This window comes from Leptospiraceae bacterium (assembly GCA_016708435.1).
GTDB lineage: Bacteria > Spirochaetota > Leptospiria > Leptospirales > Leptospiraceae > UBA2033.
Genome location: JADJFV010000001.1, coordinates 952,303 through 965,397 on the forward strand (window position 1 = coordinate 952,303; position 13,095 = coordinate 965,397).

Genomic DNA, 13,095 nt, shown 5'->3' on the forward strand with positions numbered 1-13,095 from the left:
GTAAAGCATGAATAAATGAAGTTTCGAATTTTTATTAATAAAATCAAGGCGGTAAAACATCTGACTTCTTTTTACACTTTGCCATTTCAAATTGATAGACCAGACACCAAAGTAGTGTCGCATCAGTGCCATAAGTTGGCGGCTTTTCCGGTGTAACCACAGCTAACATAACAATACAAGTTTCAGGATTAAACCCATTCTGCGTTTCTCTAATAGTATTCTCGCATTTATTACGTTTGCTCAATATTAGAACACTATTTCCTTCTTCGTCATTTCCAAAACAGGAAACGAAAAGGAAAATCATTAAAACTAGTATAATCTTTTTCATACCATTAGCCATTATGCGCTTCCTTACCATTTATTTCAATCTAAAAAAATCCTTTCAATATTTAAAAAGTCCCCATTTATCATTCTGTTTAACAGCAGCGACTCCCTGTTTATTAAAACCAAAAGCATCTTGATACGTAAAGGCTAATACTGATTTTCCTTCCTTATTGCAATAACTCTATTTTGAATGATCTATGAGTTAAAGTAAGTAAGTTCATTTGAATCAATAACTACCTTCTTTTTTATTGTCAAATCAATAACTCACATTCATTCCCTGCTTTAGTTTACGGATTGAAATAAAAGGCTGAATTTTGTAGAAATCCAAATGAATGTAAACTAGATCGCTCTGGAATATGAAAAGTGTAATCTTGACTTAAAATTTCTCTTTTCTTCTTGGGACTGAGTAACCTTTTTTTCTTAAATGTAAAATCCAAATTAGAGAATTTGTTTGCCTTCTTGTTATCTTTCTAGTAAATTGCATCCAACTTCTCCCATAATTCACTCCCATTCTAATCGCACAAATTAAAGGCTTAAGGCAAAAGTGGACTTTCGTCTCTTTCATAATAAGGTGTTATGAACTAAACGGGGTAAAATTTTCATTTTTCATTCCTTAGTAGAATAGTTACTATCGCATAGATAACTTAAGACAGCCCCAGCTCTAGTATCAATTCTTATTAATATGGAAGATATCTTCTCTATCATCAATTTCTTGATATTTTTCACGGGCACGGTTAATACATAATAGATAACCTATAAATTGATTGTCAATGTTTTCTGAATTTAAACTCCTTGATAAAAGAATGCATAAATTTTCTTCTTCATCTACTTTACGAAATTCTTCCGTACGATTAATACAAGAGAGAAAAATCTGATTACGCATTTCTCCCTTTCATACTCATTAAGCAAGCCTAAAGCATTCTGTGAGGCTGTCTTTCTAGTAAATTGCCCCCCTCTCCCATTCTAATCAAATTAAAGCTTAAAACATTTCTGCAAATAGGTTCCAATTTTCTAAAGTTCCCCATTCTCAAAAGCAGAGTATCCAATTTTAATCCAGAATTTCTTGAGAATGGTACATGGACTTTCGTCTCTTTCATAATAAGGTGTTATAACTAAACGGGGTGAAATTTGCTAACTCCTGTTTGACAAGACGACTATAGGTAAAACTTAAAATACCTTGACTAAGTTTATCCAGTTTTTACGGTAGCCAGAAAATACTCATTGCGAGAAAAACTTAGATTATTGAAAATACAATCAATATCAAATTACAATTAATTTTATTTGTAATTAAAACCAAACCTATGCCAACGGAATTATAAATTTAATTCAAAAAATTATAAAAGGAAAATTCTATGAAAACAATATTTACAATATTTCTTACACTAACATTACTGAACTGCGCTAAAAAAGAAAAAGACAATACCTCTACAAATTTAGTTGCTTTGTTTGCTTTGAACAATTCTAGTAAGACAACGGAAGCCCCTTCAATTACTAGTTTTTCACCTTCTATTGACATTGTGGGTGCTACAGTTACTTTTACTGGGAAAAGTATTCCTACAGACTCATCAAAAATAAGCGTTAGATTTAATGGTACTGTTTCAACCAATGTTTCATCAAATGGAAATACTTCATTTAGTGCGACCGTTCCAACCGGTGCAACTTCCGGATCTGTTGTGATAACTATCGATGGAAAAACTTACACAATGAGTAATAATTTTACAATAGTAAATTCTTCGTCAATAACTCTGAACAGTACTTATCTTGTTGGTGATGTAACTTCTACAAATTCAAATGTTTACTTTACAGTGAATATCCCTTCATCAGGAAATTATTTAATTTCGCTCATCTCTAAAACAACTGGTTTTTCACCTGATACTACTATTGGAAATTTAAATAGTATTAATGGTGGTACAAATTTTTCTGCAACTGCGACTACTGGTATTGGTGCAGGGGCTTCCAATGTAAACAATTATACAGCTTCCGGGATATATGGATTTACAATAAAAGCTGAAACTACTCAGAATTCTCAAACAGGAAGTTTTGGAATTCAGGTATTAAACACAGTCGTTCCATTTGGTGCAAGTTGTAATAACTTTTCCAGTACAACGAGAGGATACTGTGAAGAATTTTCTTCCGGAAGTAAATATACTTCTTCTAATTGCTTTGGTAGTAATTACAGCACTACAACTACCTGTGCTCAGGCTAACTCTTCGGGAACAGTCGTAGGAAAATGTACTATATCGTATGTGGATACAGGAAGTAAGACAATTTATTATTATAGCAATGCTTCAAGGTTTGGTCATCTTCGACTGCAAGGACTGATTGTACCACTCTCAGCAGTAAAACTATTTTTGAATAATAATTATACTTCATGTAAGAGGGTGGTTAGAGTGTAAATATGTTATCATTATTAATATATTTACACTAATTAGTCATTGCTGAAAAAGTAAAGTTCTGATTGAGAATTTGAATTTTATCAAAATATTTTGATTCATCTGTTCTCCTATCTCATCCTTATTTACATCGCATTCTTCACAAGAATATCTCTGGAACCCATTCTGAAAATTCCCACAACCTAAAAGCTTTTCCACCTCTTCTATTTTCCCGTCCGAAAGTTCTCCATACTTCGACAAGAATCTTGTGTTATAAATTCTCCGAAACTCTTCCCAGTGATTCATCCAAATAGATTTGTATAGACTCCATCTTTCAAATGCTGGAAAGTAATTGGGTTTACTTTTATTGGTTGAACAAATATACAAAGTAGTCTGACTCCTACTTTGTATAGAACAGAAAACGAAAAAGATGTGCAAAAATACTAAAGCCCCAACGGGGCGCAATACTCTCCGCATGGGTGTCCCCTCAGCCCATGCAAAAATTCATAAATAAATTCAAAAATAAATTCATGCAAGAATTAATTTAAAAATCCAATTACTACCGGTATCACTTCCTATAAGTTGTCTTTTACTCACGTCCGGTTCAGCTCCGCTTACAGAGCCGCTCTAGCACCGGTCAAAGGGGTAGTTTAGAGCGGATGTATACCGGTTCTATAAGCGGAGCTAGAGCGTAGATGAGTAAAGGTTAGCATATAGGCTATTAAATCAAATTCTATCTTTAAAAATTACTTGATGTAAAACAAAAGCATAGAGAGCATTCCTTAAGGAAATACAATGACTGCAATTGCTGGAAGAATTATTACGCACGAAAAAGAATTTATTGGAACGATCGAATACGACTCATTAACCGGTCTCATTACAAATATAAAAGAAGGAATCGAAAAAGATGCAATACTTTATAATGTGCAGGATTGTTTGTTATTCCCGGGCTTCGGAGATATTCATATTCACGCAAGAGAAGATGTAAGTGGCAAGCATTGTTATAAGGAAGATTTTATTTCTGCATCGGCGGCAGCGGTTAATGGTGGTGTTACTCATGTAGCGGATATGCCGAATAATCCGGTTCCACCTATAGACGATAAAAGTTACGATGAGAAAAATGCTCTTACCAAAAAAGCTTCCATACAAATTACAATCTATGCAGGTATAGGTCCAAATACAAATCCGCTTAGCAAATCAGTTCCCTACAAAGTATTTATGGGACCTTCGATTGGAGAATTATTTTTTAAAACGAACGAGGAGTTGGAAGAAGTTATTCAGCGTTATGCGGGAGAGAATGTAAGCTTTCACTGTGAAGATCCTGTTATTTTAGAAGACTCTAAAGGTGCTGCCACACATGAAGACAGGAGACCACTGAAAGCAGAAATACTGGCAACTGATTTCGCCCTGTATTTAATTGAGAAATACAACCTAACAGGAAAGCTCTGTCATTATTCTAGTGGCGAAGGTTTACAAAAAATCATCGCTGCAAAAAAACGCGGGGTGAAAGTTACCTGCGAAGTTACTCCGACACATTTATTTTTTGATAGATCTGTTTTAACAGAAGAAAATCACAAGTGGTTTCAGATGAATCCTCCCCTTAGATATGAAACGGATAAAAATATTTTACTCCAGGCATTCAAAGATGGATGGATTGATTATCTTGCGACAGACCATGCTCCTCATTCGATAGAAGAAAAGTTAAAAGGAATTAGCGGAATATCGCAATTAGACACATATTCCCTATTTGTAACACATTTAATAAAAAACGAAAAAGTAAACTTACAACGAATAGTCGAAACATGCGCAAAGAAGCCGGGAGATTTTGTAAATCCATATTTGCCAGAAGAATTTGGAAAAGGGTTTGGTGAGATTAAAGAAGGATATTCTGCAAACTTCACAGTTTTGAATTTAGCAAAGCCTACAACTTTTACAAAGCAAATGGTTAAAAGTAAATCGGGTTGGTCACCCTTTGAAAATCATACTTTCCCGGGCTCTATTGAAGCTGTTTATTTTAAAGGGAGGCTTTTAAAGAATAGTAAAGAGTAAATTTGAATGTCATTCCCGAAATTCCACCCTTTCGCTTTGCTCACACAGCCGCCAAGCGATTTCGGGAATCTCAAGTTCTACATATCCCCAACAGAAAATATTGGGGATGACGGCTTGTTCGCCACTTAAATATTAATCAATTATTGTAAAATTACTCTGCTTTTCCATCTGAGTAAGCACGGAGATTATCGTAAGAGTAAATTCCTGTATCGTGGTTGTCGTTCCAAGTGAAGTTGAGCGCATAACGTCCTACTTTGCGCCAAGATACGAGTTGAATAGAAGTGATATGACCTGTAGCCGCACCTATCTTACCCCCATGACCACCACAACAGACGGCACAAGGACATTTCTTTCTAAGGTCTAAAAGATTGTAATGAGAAGTGAAGCCATCCTTCCAAGTGATTGTCAGGTTTTCGGAGTCTACCTGAATCTCTTGCGGAAAGGTGGCTAACATAGAGACTATTTCTTAACTAGGACAGAAACGATTTCTTGGCGTTTTTTGTCTTTTTCCATTTCGTTTAGAGAAAGCCATTCCCGTTTGATTTGTTTTTTATCAATGCCTTTGAGATCAGCGTATTTTTTTAATAGTTTAACAGTTTTCTGGTTCATAAGGTCAGAATTGTGTACCGAAGCTATAAGTCAAATATTTTGTTTACAAATCCTTGATAGATTTTTCATAAACTGCCATGCTAGCGTCCATCGCACTCACCAATTCCCGTCCTTCAGTATTTACTTCACTTGCATTGAAGTCTTCCCAAGCATAAACAGAGTTTTCGTATTTACCAATGCTGATGTAAAAAATAGGAGGTGGGTTTCTCCTATATCGGTCACTTTGTGCAAGCCTTAGAGTTACAGAGCCCATTTGGGAAAAGATTAACTCGTATTTAATATTGTTTTTTTCTACTGAATATCTATAAGGCCAGTTATCAATTTGGAGGGGCTCACATTCTAGTTCATTGAGGATAACGCCCATTATATCCTTTGTTCTATTCTCAAGTAAAGGAAAATCTTCCTCTGTTAATCTTAAATGTTCTCGTTTAATTTCGCTTTGTCCCATATTTGATCCATTTCCTCTAGAGTCATATCCTCTAAGTTTTTATTGGTTGCTTTTGCTTCTTTTTCTATAAACTGAAACCGCGAGGTAAATTTTAAATTGGCGCGATTCAGTGCTACTTCCGGTGAAATTTTCAAAAAGCGAGAAAGATTGATAACAGAGAATAATACGTCACCGAGTTCATCTTCTATTTTATCTTGATTGCTTTTACTTTCAATTTCTCTATACAACTCTTCAATTTCTTCGTGAAGTTTGTTTTTTACATCTTCTACATTTGCCCAATCAAATCCAACCTTTGCTGCTGACTTTTGTAATTTTTCCGCTCTTAGAATGGAAGGAAGTGATTTTGGAATTCCATCTAATATGGATTCAGGTTTAGGGTTATTGATTTTCTCTTGCTGTTTAATTTTATTCCAGTTGGCTAAGACTTCATCGGGAGTTAGATTTGCGGGAACGTTAAAAACATGCGGATGACGGCGAATTAGTTTTTCAGAAATATCCTTTGCTACATCTGCAATCGAAAATTTTTCATCTTCACTTGCGATCTGGGCATAGAAAACGATGTTAAAAAGCAAGTCGCCTAGTTCTTCTTTCATATGCTCAAAGTTTTTACTTTCTACAGCATCTACGACTTCGTATGCTTCTTCGATTATGAATTCTCGAAGGGTATCGTAGGTTTGCTTTTTATCCCAATTGCATCCATTTTCACTTCTGAGCCTAACCATAATATCTATTAATTCATCTATTTCTTTCAAGTTGCCCTCAATATCTACTTCTAGTGCAACCTTTGTAGTAATGGTTTTTTTTCCAAGCAGAAACAACTTCTTTCCTAAGAATGTAAATCCTACTTGACATACTTGTAATTTGAAAATTTCTTATTCATGAGGTACTGCTATGAATAAAATTCTATTTGTTTCTTTAATGATTTTTGTAGCCGCAATGAGTCGGCTAATTCCGCATCCAGGAAATTTTACACCTGTGATGGCAATTGCGCTTTTTTCCGGAGCAAGCATTCTATCAAAGAGAGACTCTCTCTTGATTCCTTTTTTTGCGATGCTTATCAGTGATGCTATCATTGGATTTCATTCCTTAATGCCAGTGGTTTATGGATGTATGGCGCTATTTACAGTTTTAGGTTGGTATTTACAAAAAGAGAAGGGCATTGTTAAAACAGTTGGATTTAGCGTTTTAGGCGCAGTATTCTTTTTTATAGTAACAAATTTTGCTGTTTGGTTAGGATCTTCTATGTATGAAAAATCAATTGCAGGATTAATTCAATGCTATGTGCTTGCAATTCCATTTTTTAACAACACAGTTGCATCGACTCTACTTTATGGTATTATTCTTTTTGGCTCAGTGAAAGCGTTTGAAAGAATGCAAGTAAGAGAGACTGTAACCATAACTGCAAATCGTAAGGGGAATTAATAAATATATTTTTAGATTGTAAATCTTAAAGCAAATCGGAACGATTGAAATCATGATACTAATACCAATTCCACGCAATGATTTCGATCCTTCCGAAACTTCTATTCCTTGGAAAATTCTCACCTCCAATGGATATCAAGTAGAGTTCACTACACCAGATGGTTCACCTGGCGAGGCAGATAATATCATGTTAACGGGACATGGACTTGGAGTTTGGAAGAAAGTGCTCATGGCTAGAAAAGACTCTTTGTTAGCTTATTCTGAAATGACTAAGAGTAATTCATTTCGTAATCCCAAACCTTATAATACTTTGAAGCCTTCTGACTACGAAGGTATTATACTACCGGGTGGACACGCAAAGCGAATGAAAGATTATCTAGAATCAAAAACTCTACAACAATTTGTAGGTGATTTTTTTCTAACAGGAAAACCGATAGGCGCAATATGTCATGGTGTTGTATTAGCAGCTAGAAGTAAAAATCCAGAGAATGGAAAATCTATTCTCTTTGAGAAGAAGACAACAGCCTTGCTTAAATCACAAGAGATGACTGCATTTAATTTAACAAGACTTTGGTTGGGAGATTATTATTTGACTTATCCTGAAATTACAGTTCAGGCAGAAGTAACTTCTGTTCTTGCTTATCCTGAAAATTTTATAGAAGGACCCGCGCCAGTTTTTCGGGATACCTTCGAGAACTTACAAAGGGGTTTTTCTCTTCAAGATGGAAATTATCTTTCGGCAAGATGGCCTGGTGATGCCTATAATTTTTCAATTCAATTTATGGAAATGCTTTCCAATAAAACAAATCCATAATTTTAAAAAAGATTGAATTGACAGCGGAGTATAAGAATCTGCCTCAAAGTTTAATTAAAATTTAGAGGTCATGTATGAAACAAATTCTTTTCTTTCTTACAATTATTTTTATTTCAGTTGTTGTGAATTGTTCAACGACTGAGCGTATCAAAAAATTCAACAACACAAGCACACCAATGGGTAAGCCGAAGTATTATCAAACAACGACAAATGTTGCTCTTCATTTTTTCTTTGGGATAGTCCCTATTCATGACAAACTAGGAAATTCTAGCTTTGATCAAACGCTTGATGATTTTACCGAAGACGCTACAAGAAATAAAGCAACCAAGGTTCATATCATTCAAAGAGAAACAACTCGCTACTGGTATATTCTATTGCCATTCTCCATTATCCTCACTCCCGTCAGCACAGAGTTAACTGGATTCGTGCAAGATTGATAATTGAGAATAAATAATATTACCCCTATCGTAGAGACAGGTTTGAAACCTGTCTTTATTTCATAAATTCCCATAGATTAAATTAAATTTGTCATTGGGAACGCGACCTTTACCATCTACAGATAATTCTGATTTGATTCCGTTTACGAAATACATTTTAACCTTACCTTTATTTTTTGCGTCAATTTCTCCGCGGTATTCACATTCGAAAATTTTTTTAATTAATTCATAGGTTTGCTCGGAGATATTAACACGCGAAACATCGCCGGAAGATTCCATTCGACTTGCAAGATTTACGGTATCTCCCCAGATATCGAAGGTAAACTTTGTTTTGCCGATAACACCGCCGACAACAGATCCGGAATGAATTCCCAATCTAAGCTCCCAAAATGGTAAATTCATTGAAGTTTTTATTTCTTTCATTTGATTCATTAATTCTAAAATTTCAAGAGAAGCGAGACATGCATCGATTGCGTGTGTAGAATTTTTAATTGGAATCCCTCCTACGCACATATATGCATCTCCAATCGTTTTTAGTTTTTCTAGGTTATATCTTTTCACAATTTCATCAAATTGAAAAAAATAACCATCTAATTCTTTTACTAATTCTTCTGGTTGCATTCTTTCGGCTATTCGAGTGAAACCTTTAAAATCAGTAAACACAATGGATACAGATTCGTATAAAACGGGACTTACCTCTCCTTTGTGTTTTAGTTCATCTGCAATTTTTTCTGGTAAAATATTTAATAGTAGTCGATTGGATTTTTCTTCTTGCTCAGCAATTCTTTTATTGGTTAGATAATCATTGCGATTAAAACGCTCTTTTAGATATGCGGCTAATTCTACGAAAACGGTAATATTTAAAAAAAGAAAAACTTCTGACGCATTATTGGGAGTATCCCAATAAGATTCGTTTGATAAAAGAGTGTAGATGACCAAAGTGAATGTATTGGCAAATATTGAGTATTTAAAATAGCTTCTAGGAAATATTGTATAGCAAATTATGATTTGTAATACTTCAAGAGGACTCCCATTTTTATAGACGACCTCAATCACTGTAAGATAGGCAAGAGTTAGATTAGAAAGAAATACAATTGGAATGTAAATCTTCTTAAATATTTTTAAGTAAGAAGATAAAATTAATACAATTGCAAAAATAAAAATTTCAAAACTGGAACTAAAAATAAACTCAAATTGAAAATCTTTAAACCTGGCAAAGTTAGCTAAAAAGTCTAATACAGCAACGATACCAACCACAAGGCGGGTATTCTTAATATAGTCTTGGTAAAATGAATCATTGTATTCCGCTTCTCTTTCTTTATCTCTAAACTCAAGTGTAAAAGGATTCATTATTTTGGAATCAGTCAGTCTCATAGAATTTAGTCGGTAATATTTATCAATATGCTAAAAAATAAATGAATTTCTTTTTTTATTTTCTTCTTATTTGATTTTCAAAAAGGATTTTCGAATCGCAATTTTGATTGCCAGTGAAGTTAGCTTTAATAGTTTGAATTTATGTATCAGTTCCCACACAAGAGCATTCTCGATACGGATCAATTTTCGAAAGAAGATTTAGATTTTATCATTCAAAAAACCAATATCATGAAACAACTCCTACATTCTGGAAAGTCTTTTGGAATGCTAAACGGGAAATTGTTAGCATCCCTTTTCTTTGAGGCATCTACGCGAACAAGGCTTTCCTTTGAGTCAGCAATGGAGAGATTAGGTGGTAGAGTAATCTCAACAGTAGGTTTCCAGTTTTCCTCTATTTCAAAAGGGGAGACTCTTTACGACACAATGAAGATGGTCGAAGCCTATGCGGATATCACCGTTATCCGCCATCCAGTAGAAGGATCTTCTCGAATTGCATCTGGTGCAGTAAAAATGCCAGTTATAAATGCAGGAGATGGAGCAGGTCAACATCCCACCCAAGCACTTCTCGATATGTATACAATCAAATCTGAGAAGGGAAAGTTAGATGGACTTACTGTGGGTTTTATCGGTGATTTGAAATATGGACGAACCATTCATTCCTTAATCAAGCTATTAAAATTTTATAATATTCATTTGTATTTAATTTCTCCGGAAGAATTAACTTTACCGGATAGTTATAAGAAGGAAATGGATGGTTATCCGCTTACTTTTGAAGAGACAAGAGATATTAAAAAAATTTGGGAGTGTGATGTAATCTATGTTACCCGCATTCAAGAAGAAAGATTTTTGGATCACAAAGAATACGATCGTCTCAAAGAAACATATAAAGTGAATAAGGAATTGATTTTAGCATCCAAGAAAAATACTACAGTCTTACATCCATTACCCCGTGTGAATGAGCTTTCGACTGACGTAGATGATTTACCCAATGCAGCTTATTTTAGACAGGCAGAATATGGGGTAATTGTAAGAATGACTTTACTTTGTCTATGTCTTGGTGTTGAAATTAATCCATTATAACAATGTTAGCCCCTAAAAAAATATGGACTCTGGAAGAAGCATTGGAAGTATTTCCAAGAATAAAAGAAATAACAGAGGACTTTTACAAAAGGTCAAACTCAATTTCCAAATTACTTGCTGAGAAGATTTACCCAGAAAATGAAATGGAAAGAATGGAAGATGAAATCCATGAGTTGGTTAGAGTATGGAATTTTACGATGTTAGAATTTGAAGTCGATGTAAAAGGAATATGGCTCGTTGACTTTGATAATGGAATAGGATACTACTGCTGGAAGATCGGGGAAGAGGATTTATTGTATGAACATTCCTATGATGAAGGTTTTGCAGGAAGAAAATTGATTAAAAGGAAAAAACAAAATGGCGATTATTAACGAAAATTACCTCAAACTAAAAGCTGGATATTTATTTCCAGAAATTGGGAAACGAGTAAAAAAATATTCGGAAGAAAATCCAACCAAAAAAATTATTAGACTGGGGATAGGTGATGTTACCCTCCCACTCCCGCCAAGCATTGTTAAGGCGATGAAAGATGCGTCAGACGAAATGGGATCTACCGGCGGGTTTAAAGGATACGGACCCGAACAGGGATACGGATTCTTAATTGATGCAATCATTCAAAATGACTTTGCACCAAGAGGAATTACAATAGGTCAAGACGAAGTATTTGTATCCGATGGCTCTAAATGTGATACCGGAAATATACAAGAAATTTTTTCTCTAGATAGTAAGATTGCAGTAACTGATCCAGTGTATCCTGTGTATGTAGATACTAACGTTATGGCGGGAAGAACTGGTGTAGCAGGGGCAGATGGTCGTTATGCGAATTTAATTTATCTTCCCTGCACAAAAGAAAATAACTTTGAGCCCGAGCTTCCAAAAGAAAGACCTGACTTGATTTATCTTTGTTATCCGAATAATCCAACTGGAACAACGATCACAAAAGAAAAACTAAAAGCCTGGGTTGATTATGCACGTCAGAATAAATGCATTATTCTATATGATGCGGCTTATGAAGCGTTTATTACAGAAAGCCATTTACCTAAATCTATTTTTGAAATAGAAGGCGCTAAAGAAGTTGCGATGGAATTCCGTTCCTTTTCTAAGACGGCTGGATTTACAGGAACACGTTGTGCTTATATCGTAATTCCAAAAGAACTAATGGGGTATACCTCTTCTGGAGAAAAAGTTAGCATTAATTCTCTTTGGTCAAGAAGACATACAACGAAGTTCAATGGAGTTTCTTATCCTATCCAGAAAGCGGCTGCTGCTTGTTATTCGCCGGAAGGAAAAAAAGAAGTGAAGGCAAATGTTGATTATTATATGAATAACGCGAATACAATCAAGACTTCTCTCAAGAGTTTCGGTTACGATATATTTGGCGGAACTAACGCTCCTTATATCTGGCTAAAGACTCCGCGTAATTTGAGTTCCTGGGATTTCTTTGATGAGCTTCTATCTAAAGTGCAAGTAGTTGGAACACCTGGTTCAGGATTCGGTCCATCTGGTGAAGGTTACTTTCGATTAAGCGCATTTGGCTCGAAGGAAAATGTTCTAGAGGCGATGGAGAGAATTAAGGGACTTTAAGCTAAAAACTCTTTCAACTCAATTATCGTCCCTTCTATTTCAATAGAGTCTGTGGGACGATAAATTTTCTTTTCTAGATATTTTCCTGCATCAGGATTTTTGTAAACTTCTACTTCCATGTCTTTTAAATTGATAAGCCAATATTCAGGAACATTTGCATCTGCATAAATAAATTGTTTTTGAAAATCGAGATCATAAGTTGTTATACTGACTTCAACTACAAGACGAGCAGTAGTCGGGTGAGATAATTTATATTCGCTTAGATCTCCGCAAATTATACTAACATCTGGCTCTGGTTCAGATTTTTTCGTAGATATAGGTTGCTCTATTTGAATAAAAAAACCGTTTTGTTCAAAAATTTTTCTTAGTATTTTTGAGATGGCGTTAATAATATAAGTATGTTTAGGAGACTCGGGAGTTTTATCGATTAGAATACCATCAATTAATTCAGTTTTTTTAGACAGAACTCCTTGCTCGACTAATTTATGATAATTGTTAACAGTCATTCTATAAACTTGTGCCTGAACATTTGGATGTTTTAATAAAGTCATTATACTTAGGATTTGAAAAAACTTTCTATTT

General features: G+C 34.7%; 17 protein-coding genes and 1 pseudogene. 8 read left to right on the top strand and 10 right to left on the bottom strand.

Annotated elements, in window-relative coordinates:
- Positions 1 to 43 precede the first annotated feature (43 nt).
- From IPH52_04570 to IPH52_04580, 3 genes and pseudogenes are all read right to left on the bottom strand, one after another.
- Positions 44 to 340 carry a hypothetical protein gene (locus IPH52_04570; protein ID MBK7054317.1) on the bottom strand — a complete coding sequence of 99 codons (297 nt, stop codon included), beginning with the start codon at positions 338 to 340 and terminating at the stop codon, positions 44 to 46.
- Positions 341 to 382: 42 nt separating this feature from the next.
- A pseudogene (locus tag IPH52_04575) lies at positions 383 to 502 on the bottom strand (WG repeat-containing protein).
- A 489-nt stretch (positions 503 to 991) separates the two neighbouring features.
- Complete coding sequence (locus IPH52_04580; protein ID MBK7054318.1) at positions 992 to 1,207, bottom strand: hypothetical protein; 216 nt, start codon at positions 1,205 to 1,207, stop codon at positions 992 to 994.
- 469 nt (positions 1,208 to 1,676) lie between these two features.
- On the opposite strand from IPH52_04580, the gene IPH52_04585 reads away from it, so the two are divergent.
- On the top strand, positions 1,677 to 2,720 hold the full coding sequence (locus IPH52_04585; GenBank protein MBK7054319.1) for an IPT/TIG domain-containing protein: 1,044 nt from the start codon (positions 1,677 to 1,679) through the stop codon (positions 2,718 to 2,720).
- A gap of 36 nt (positions 2,721 to 2,756) precedes the next feature.
- Here the strand turns inward: IPH52_04585 and IPH52_04590 are convergent, their stop codons facing one another.
- A complete protein-coding gene (locus tag IPH52_04590) occupies positions 2,757 to 3,083 on the bottom strand; it encodes a transposase zinc-binding domain-containing protein (protein MBK7054320.1) in 327 nt (108 codons plus the stop codon).
- 408 nt (positions 3,084 to 3,491) lie between these two features.
- Between IPH52_04590 and IPH52_04595 the strand changes: the two genes are divergently transcribed.
- Positions 3,492 to 4,745, top strand: coding sequence for an amidohydrolase family protein (locus tag IPH52_04595; protein MBK7054321.1), 1,254 nt, complete (start codon positions 3,492 to 3,494; stop codon positions 4,743 to 4,745).
- A 151-nt stretch (positions 4,746 to 4,896) separates the two neighbouring features.
- Here IPH52_04595 and IPH52_04600 read toward each other — a convergent pair whose 3' ends face one another.
- From IPH52_04600 to mazG, 4 genes are read right to left on the bottom strand one after another with little or no spacing between them, the layout of a single operon-like run.
- Positions 4,897 to 5,199, bottom strand: coding sequence for a DUF971 domain-containing protein (locus tag IPH52_04600; GenBank protein ID MBK7054322.1), 303 nt, complete (start codon positions 5,197 to 5,199; stop codon positions 4,897 to 4,899).
- A 5-nt stretch (positions 5,200 to 5,204) separates the two neighbouring features.
- Positions 5,205 to 5,354 (bottom strand): hypothetical protein, encoded by a 150-nt coding sequence (locus IPH52_04605; protein MBK7054323.1) that lies wholly within the window; start codon positions 5,352 to 5,354, stop codon positions 5,205 to 5,207.
- A 43-nt stretch (positions 5,355 to 5,397) separates the two neighbouring features.
- Positions 5,398 to 5,802 (bottom strand): hypothetical protein, encoded by a 405-nt coding sequence (locus IPH52_04610; GenBank protein MBK7054324.1) that lies wholly within the window; start codon positions 5,800 to 5,802, stop codon positions 5,398 to 5,400.
- Positions 5,769 to 6,524, bottom strand: a complete 756-nt coding sequence (gene mazG, locus IPH52_04615) for a nucleoside triphosphate pyrophosphohydrolase (protein MBK7054325.1) — start codon at positions 6,522 to 6,524, stop codon at positions 5,769 to 5,771. Before mazG ends, IPH52_04610 begins: the two co-directional genes overlap by 34 nt.
- A gap of 169 nt (positions 6,525 to 6,693) precedes the next feature.
- Between mazG and IPH52_04620 the strand changes: the two genes are divergently transcribed.
- The 3 genes from IPH52_04620 to IPH52_04630 all read left to right on the top strand — a co-directional run bounded on the left by IPH52_04620 (position 6,694) and on the right by IPH52_04630 (position 8,475).
- Positions 6,694 to 7,224 carry a hypothetical protein gene (locus IPH52_04620; protein ID MBK7054326.1) on the top strand — a complete coding sequence of 177 codons (531 nt, stop codon included), beginning with the start codon at positions 6,694 to 6,696 and terminating at the stop codon, positions 7,222 to 7,224.
- Between the two features lie 52 nt (positions 7,225 to 7,276).
- A complete protein-coding gene (locus IPH52_04625; protein MBK7054327.1) occupies positions 7,277 to 8,038 on the top strand; it encodes a DJ-1/PfpI family protein in 762 nt (253 codons plus the stop codon).
- A gap of 74 nt (positions 8,039 to 8,112) precedes the next feature.
- The gene (locus IPH52_04630) at positions 8,113 to 8,475 is read left to right on the top strand and encodes a hypothetical protein (GenBank protein MBK7054328.1); all 363 of its coding nucleotides are present in this window, start codon (positions 8,113 to 8,115) and stop codon (positions 8,473 to 8,475) included.
- 60 nt (positions 8,476 to 8,535) lie between these two features.
- On the opposite strand, the gene IPH52_04635 is transcribed toward IPH52_04630, so the two are convergent.
- The gene (locus IPH52_04635; GenBank protein MBK7054329.1) at positions 8,536 to 9,849 is read right to left on the bottom strand and encodes an adenylate/guanylate cyclase domain-containing protein; all 1,314 of its coding nucleotides are present in this window, start codon (positions 9,847 to 9,849) and stop codon (positions 8,536 to 8,538) included.
- Between the two features lie 141 nt (positions 9,850 to 9,990).
- Between IPH52_04635 and pyrB the strand changes: the two genes are divergently transcribed.
- The 3 genes from pyrB to IPH52_04650 are packed head-to-tail and all read left to right on the top strand — an operon-like array spanning position 9,991 to position 12,513.
- Complete coding sequence (gene pyrB / locus IPH52_04640; GenBank protein ID MBK7054330.1) at positions 9,991 to 10,929, top strand: aspartate carbamoyltransferase; 939 nt, start codon at positions 9,991 to 9,993, stop codon at positions 10,927 to 10,929.
- 2 nt (positions 10,930 to 10,931) lie between these two features.
- A complete protein-coding gene (locus IPH52_04645) occupies positions 10,932 to 11,300 on the top strand; it encodes a DUF2203 family protein (protein MBK7054331.1) in 369 nt (122 codons plus the stop codon).
- A complete protein-coding gene (locus tag IPH52_04650) occupies positions 11,287 to 12,513 on the top strand; it encodes an LL-diaminopimelate aminotransferase (GenBank protein MBK7054332.1) in 1,227 nt (408 codons plus the stop codon). Before IPH52_04645 ends, IPH52_04650 begins: the two co-directional genes overlap by 14 nt.
- On the opposite strand, the gene IPH52_04655 is transcribed toward IPH52_04650, so the two are convergent.
- Complete coding sequence (locus IPH52_04655) at positions 12,510 to 13,064, bottom strand: Uma2 family endonuclease (protein MBK7054333.1); 555 nt, start codon at positions 13,062 to 13,064, stop codon at positions 12,510 to 12,512. The two genes, IPH52_04650 and IPH52_04655, sit on opposite strands and share 4 nt — an antisense overlap.
- Positions 13,065 to 13,095: the final 31 nt, after the last annotated feature.

What these genes read in the sequence shown, in the direction of transcription:
- IPH52_04580 (MBK7054318.1), bottom strand. Translation starts at nt 1,207, where the DNA reads ATGCGTAATCAGATTTTTCTCTCTTGTATTAATCGTACGGAAGAATTT.
- IPH52_04655 (MBK7054333.1), bottom strand. Translation starts at nt 13,064, where the DNA reads ATGACTTTATTAAAACATCCAAATGTTCAGGCACAAGTTTATAGAATG.
- IPH52_04570 (MBK7054317.1), bottom strand. Translation starts at nt 340, where the DNA reads ATGGCTAATGGTATGAAAAAGATTATACTAGTTTTAATGATTTTCCTT.
- IPH52_04620 (MBK7054326.1), top strand. Translation starts at nt 6,694, where the DNA reads ATGAATAAAATTCTATTTGTTTCTTTAATGATTTTTGTAGCCGCAATG.
- IPH52_04645 (MBK7054331.1), top strand. Translation starts at nt 10,932, where the DNA reads ATGTTAGCCCCTAAAAAAATATGGACTCTGGAAGAAGCATTGGAAGTA.
- pyrB (MBK7054330.1), top strand. Translation starts at nt 9,991, where the DNA reads ATGTATCAGTTCCCACACAAGAGCATTCTCGATACGGATCAATTTTCG.
- mazG (MBK7054325.1), bottom strand. Translation starts at nt 6,524, where the DNA reads ATGGTTAGGCTCAGAAGTGAAAATGGATGCAATTGGGATAAAAAGCAA.
- IPH52_04630 (MBK7054328.1), top strand. Translation starts at nt 8,113, where the DNA reads ATGAAACAAATTCTTTTCTTTCTTACAATTATTTTTATTTCAGTTGTT.
- IPH52_04625 (MBK7054327.1), top strand. Translation starts at nt 7,277, where the DNA reads ATGATACTAATACCAATTCCACGCAATGATTTCGATCCTTCCGAAACT.
- IPH52_04595 (MBK7054321.1), top strand. Translation starts at nt 3,492, where the DNA reads ATGACTGCAATTGCTGGAAGAATTATTACGCACGAAAAAGAATTTATT.
- IPH52_04600 (MBK7054322.1), bottom strand. Translation starts at nt 5,199, where the DNA reads ATGTTAGCCACCTTTCCGCAAGAGATTCAGGTAGACTCCGAAAACCTG.
- IPH52_04605 (MBK7054323.1), bottom strand. Translation starts at nt 5,354, where the DNA reads ATGAACCAGAAAACTGTTAAACTATTAAAAAAATACGCTGATCTCAAA.
- IPH52_04650 (MBK7054332.1), top strand. Translation starts at nt 11,287, where the DNA reads ATGGCGATTATTAACGAAAATTACCTCAAACTAAAAGCTGGATATTTA.
- IPH52_04610 (MBK7054324.1), bottom strand. Translation starts at nt 5,802, where the DNA reads ATGGGACAAAGCGAAATTAAACGAGAACATTTAAGATTAACAGAGGAA.
- IPH52_04635 (MBK7054329.1), bottom strand. Translation starts at nt 9,849, where the DNA reads ATGAGACTGACTGATTCCAAAATAATGAATCCTTTTACACTTGAGTTT.
- IPH52_04585 (MBK7054319.1), top strand. Translation starts at nt 1,677, where the DNA reads ATGAAAACAATATTTACAATATTTCTTACACTAACATTACTGAACTGC.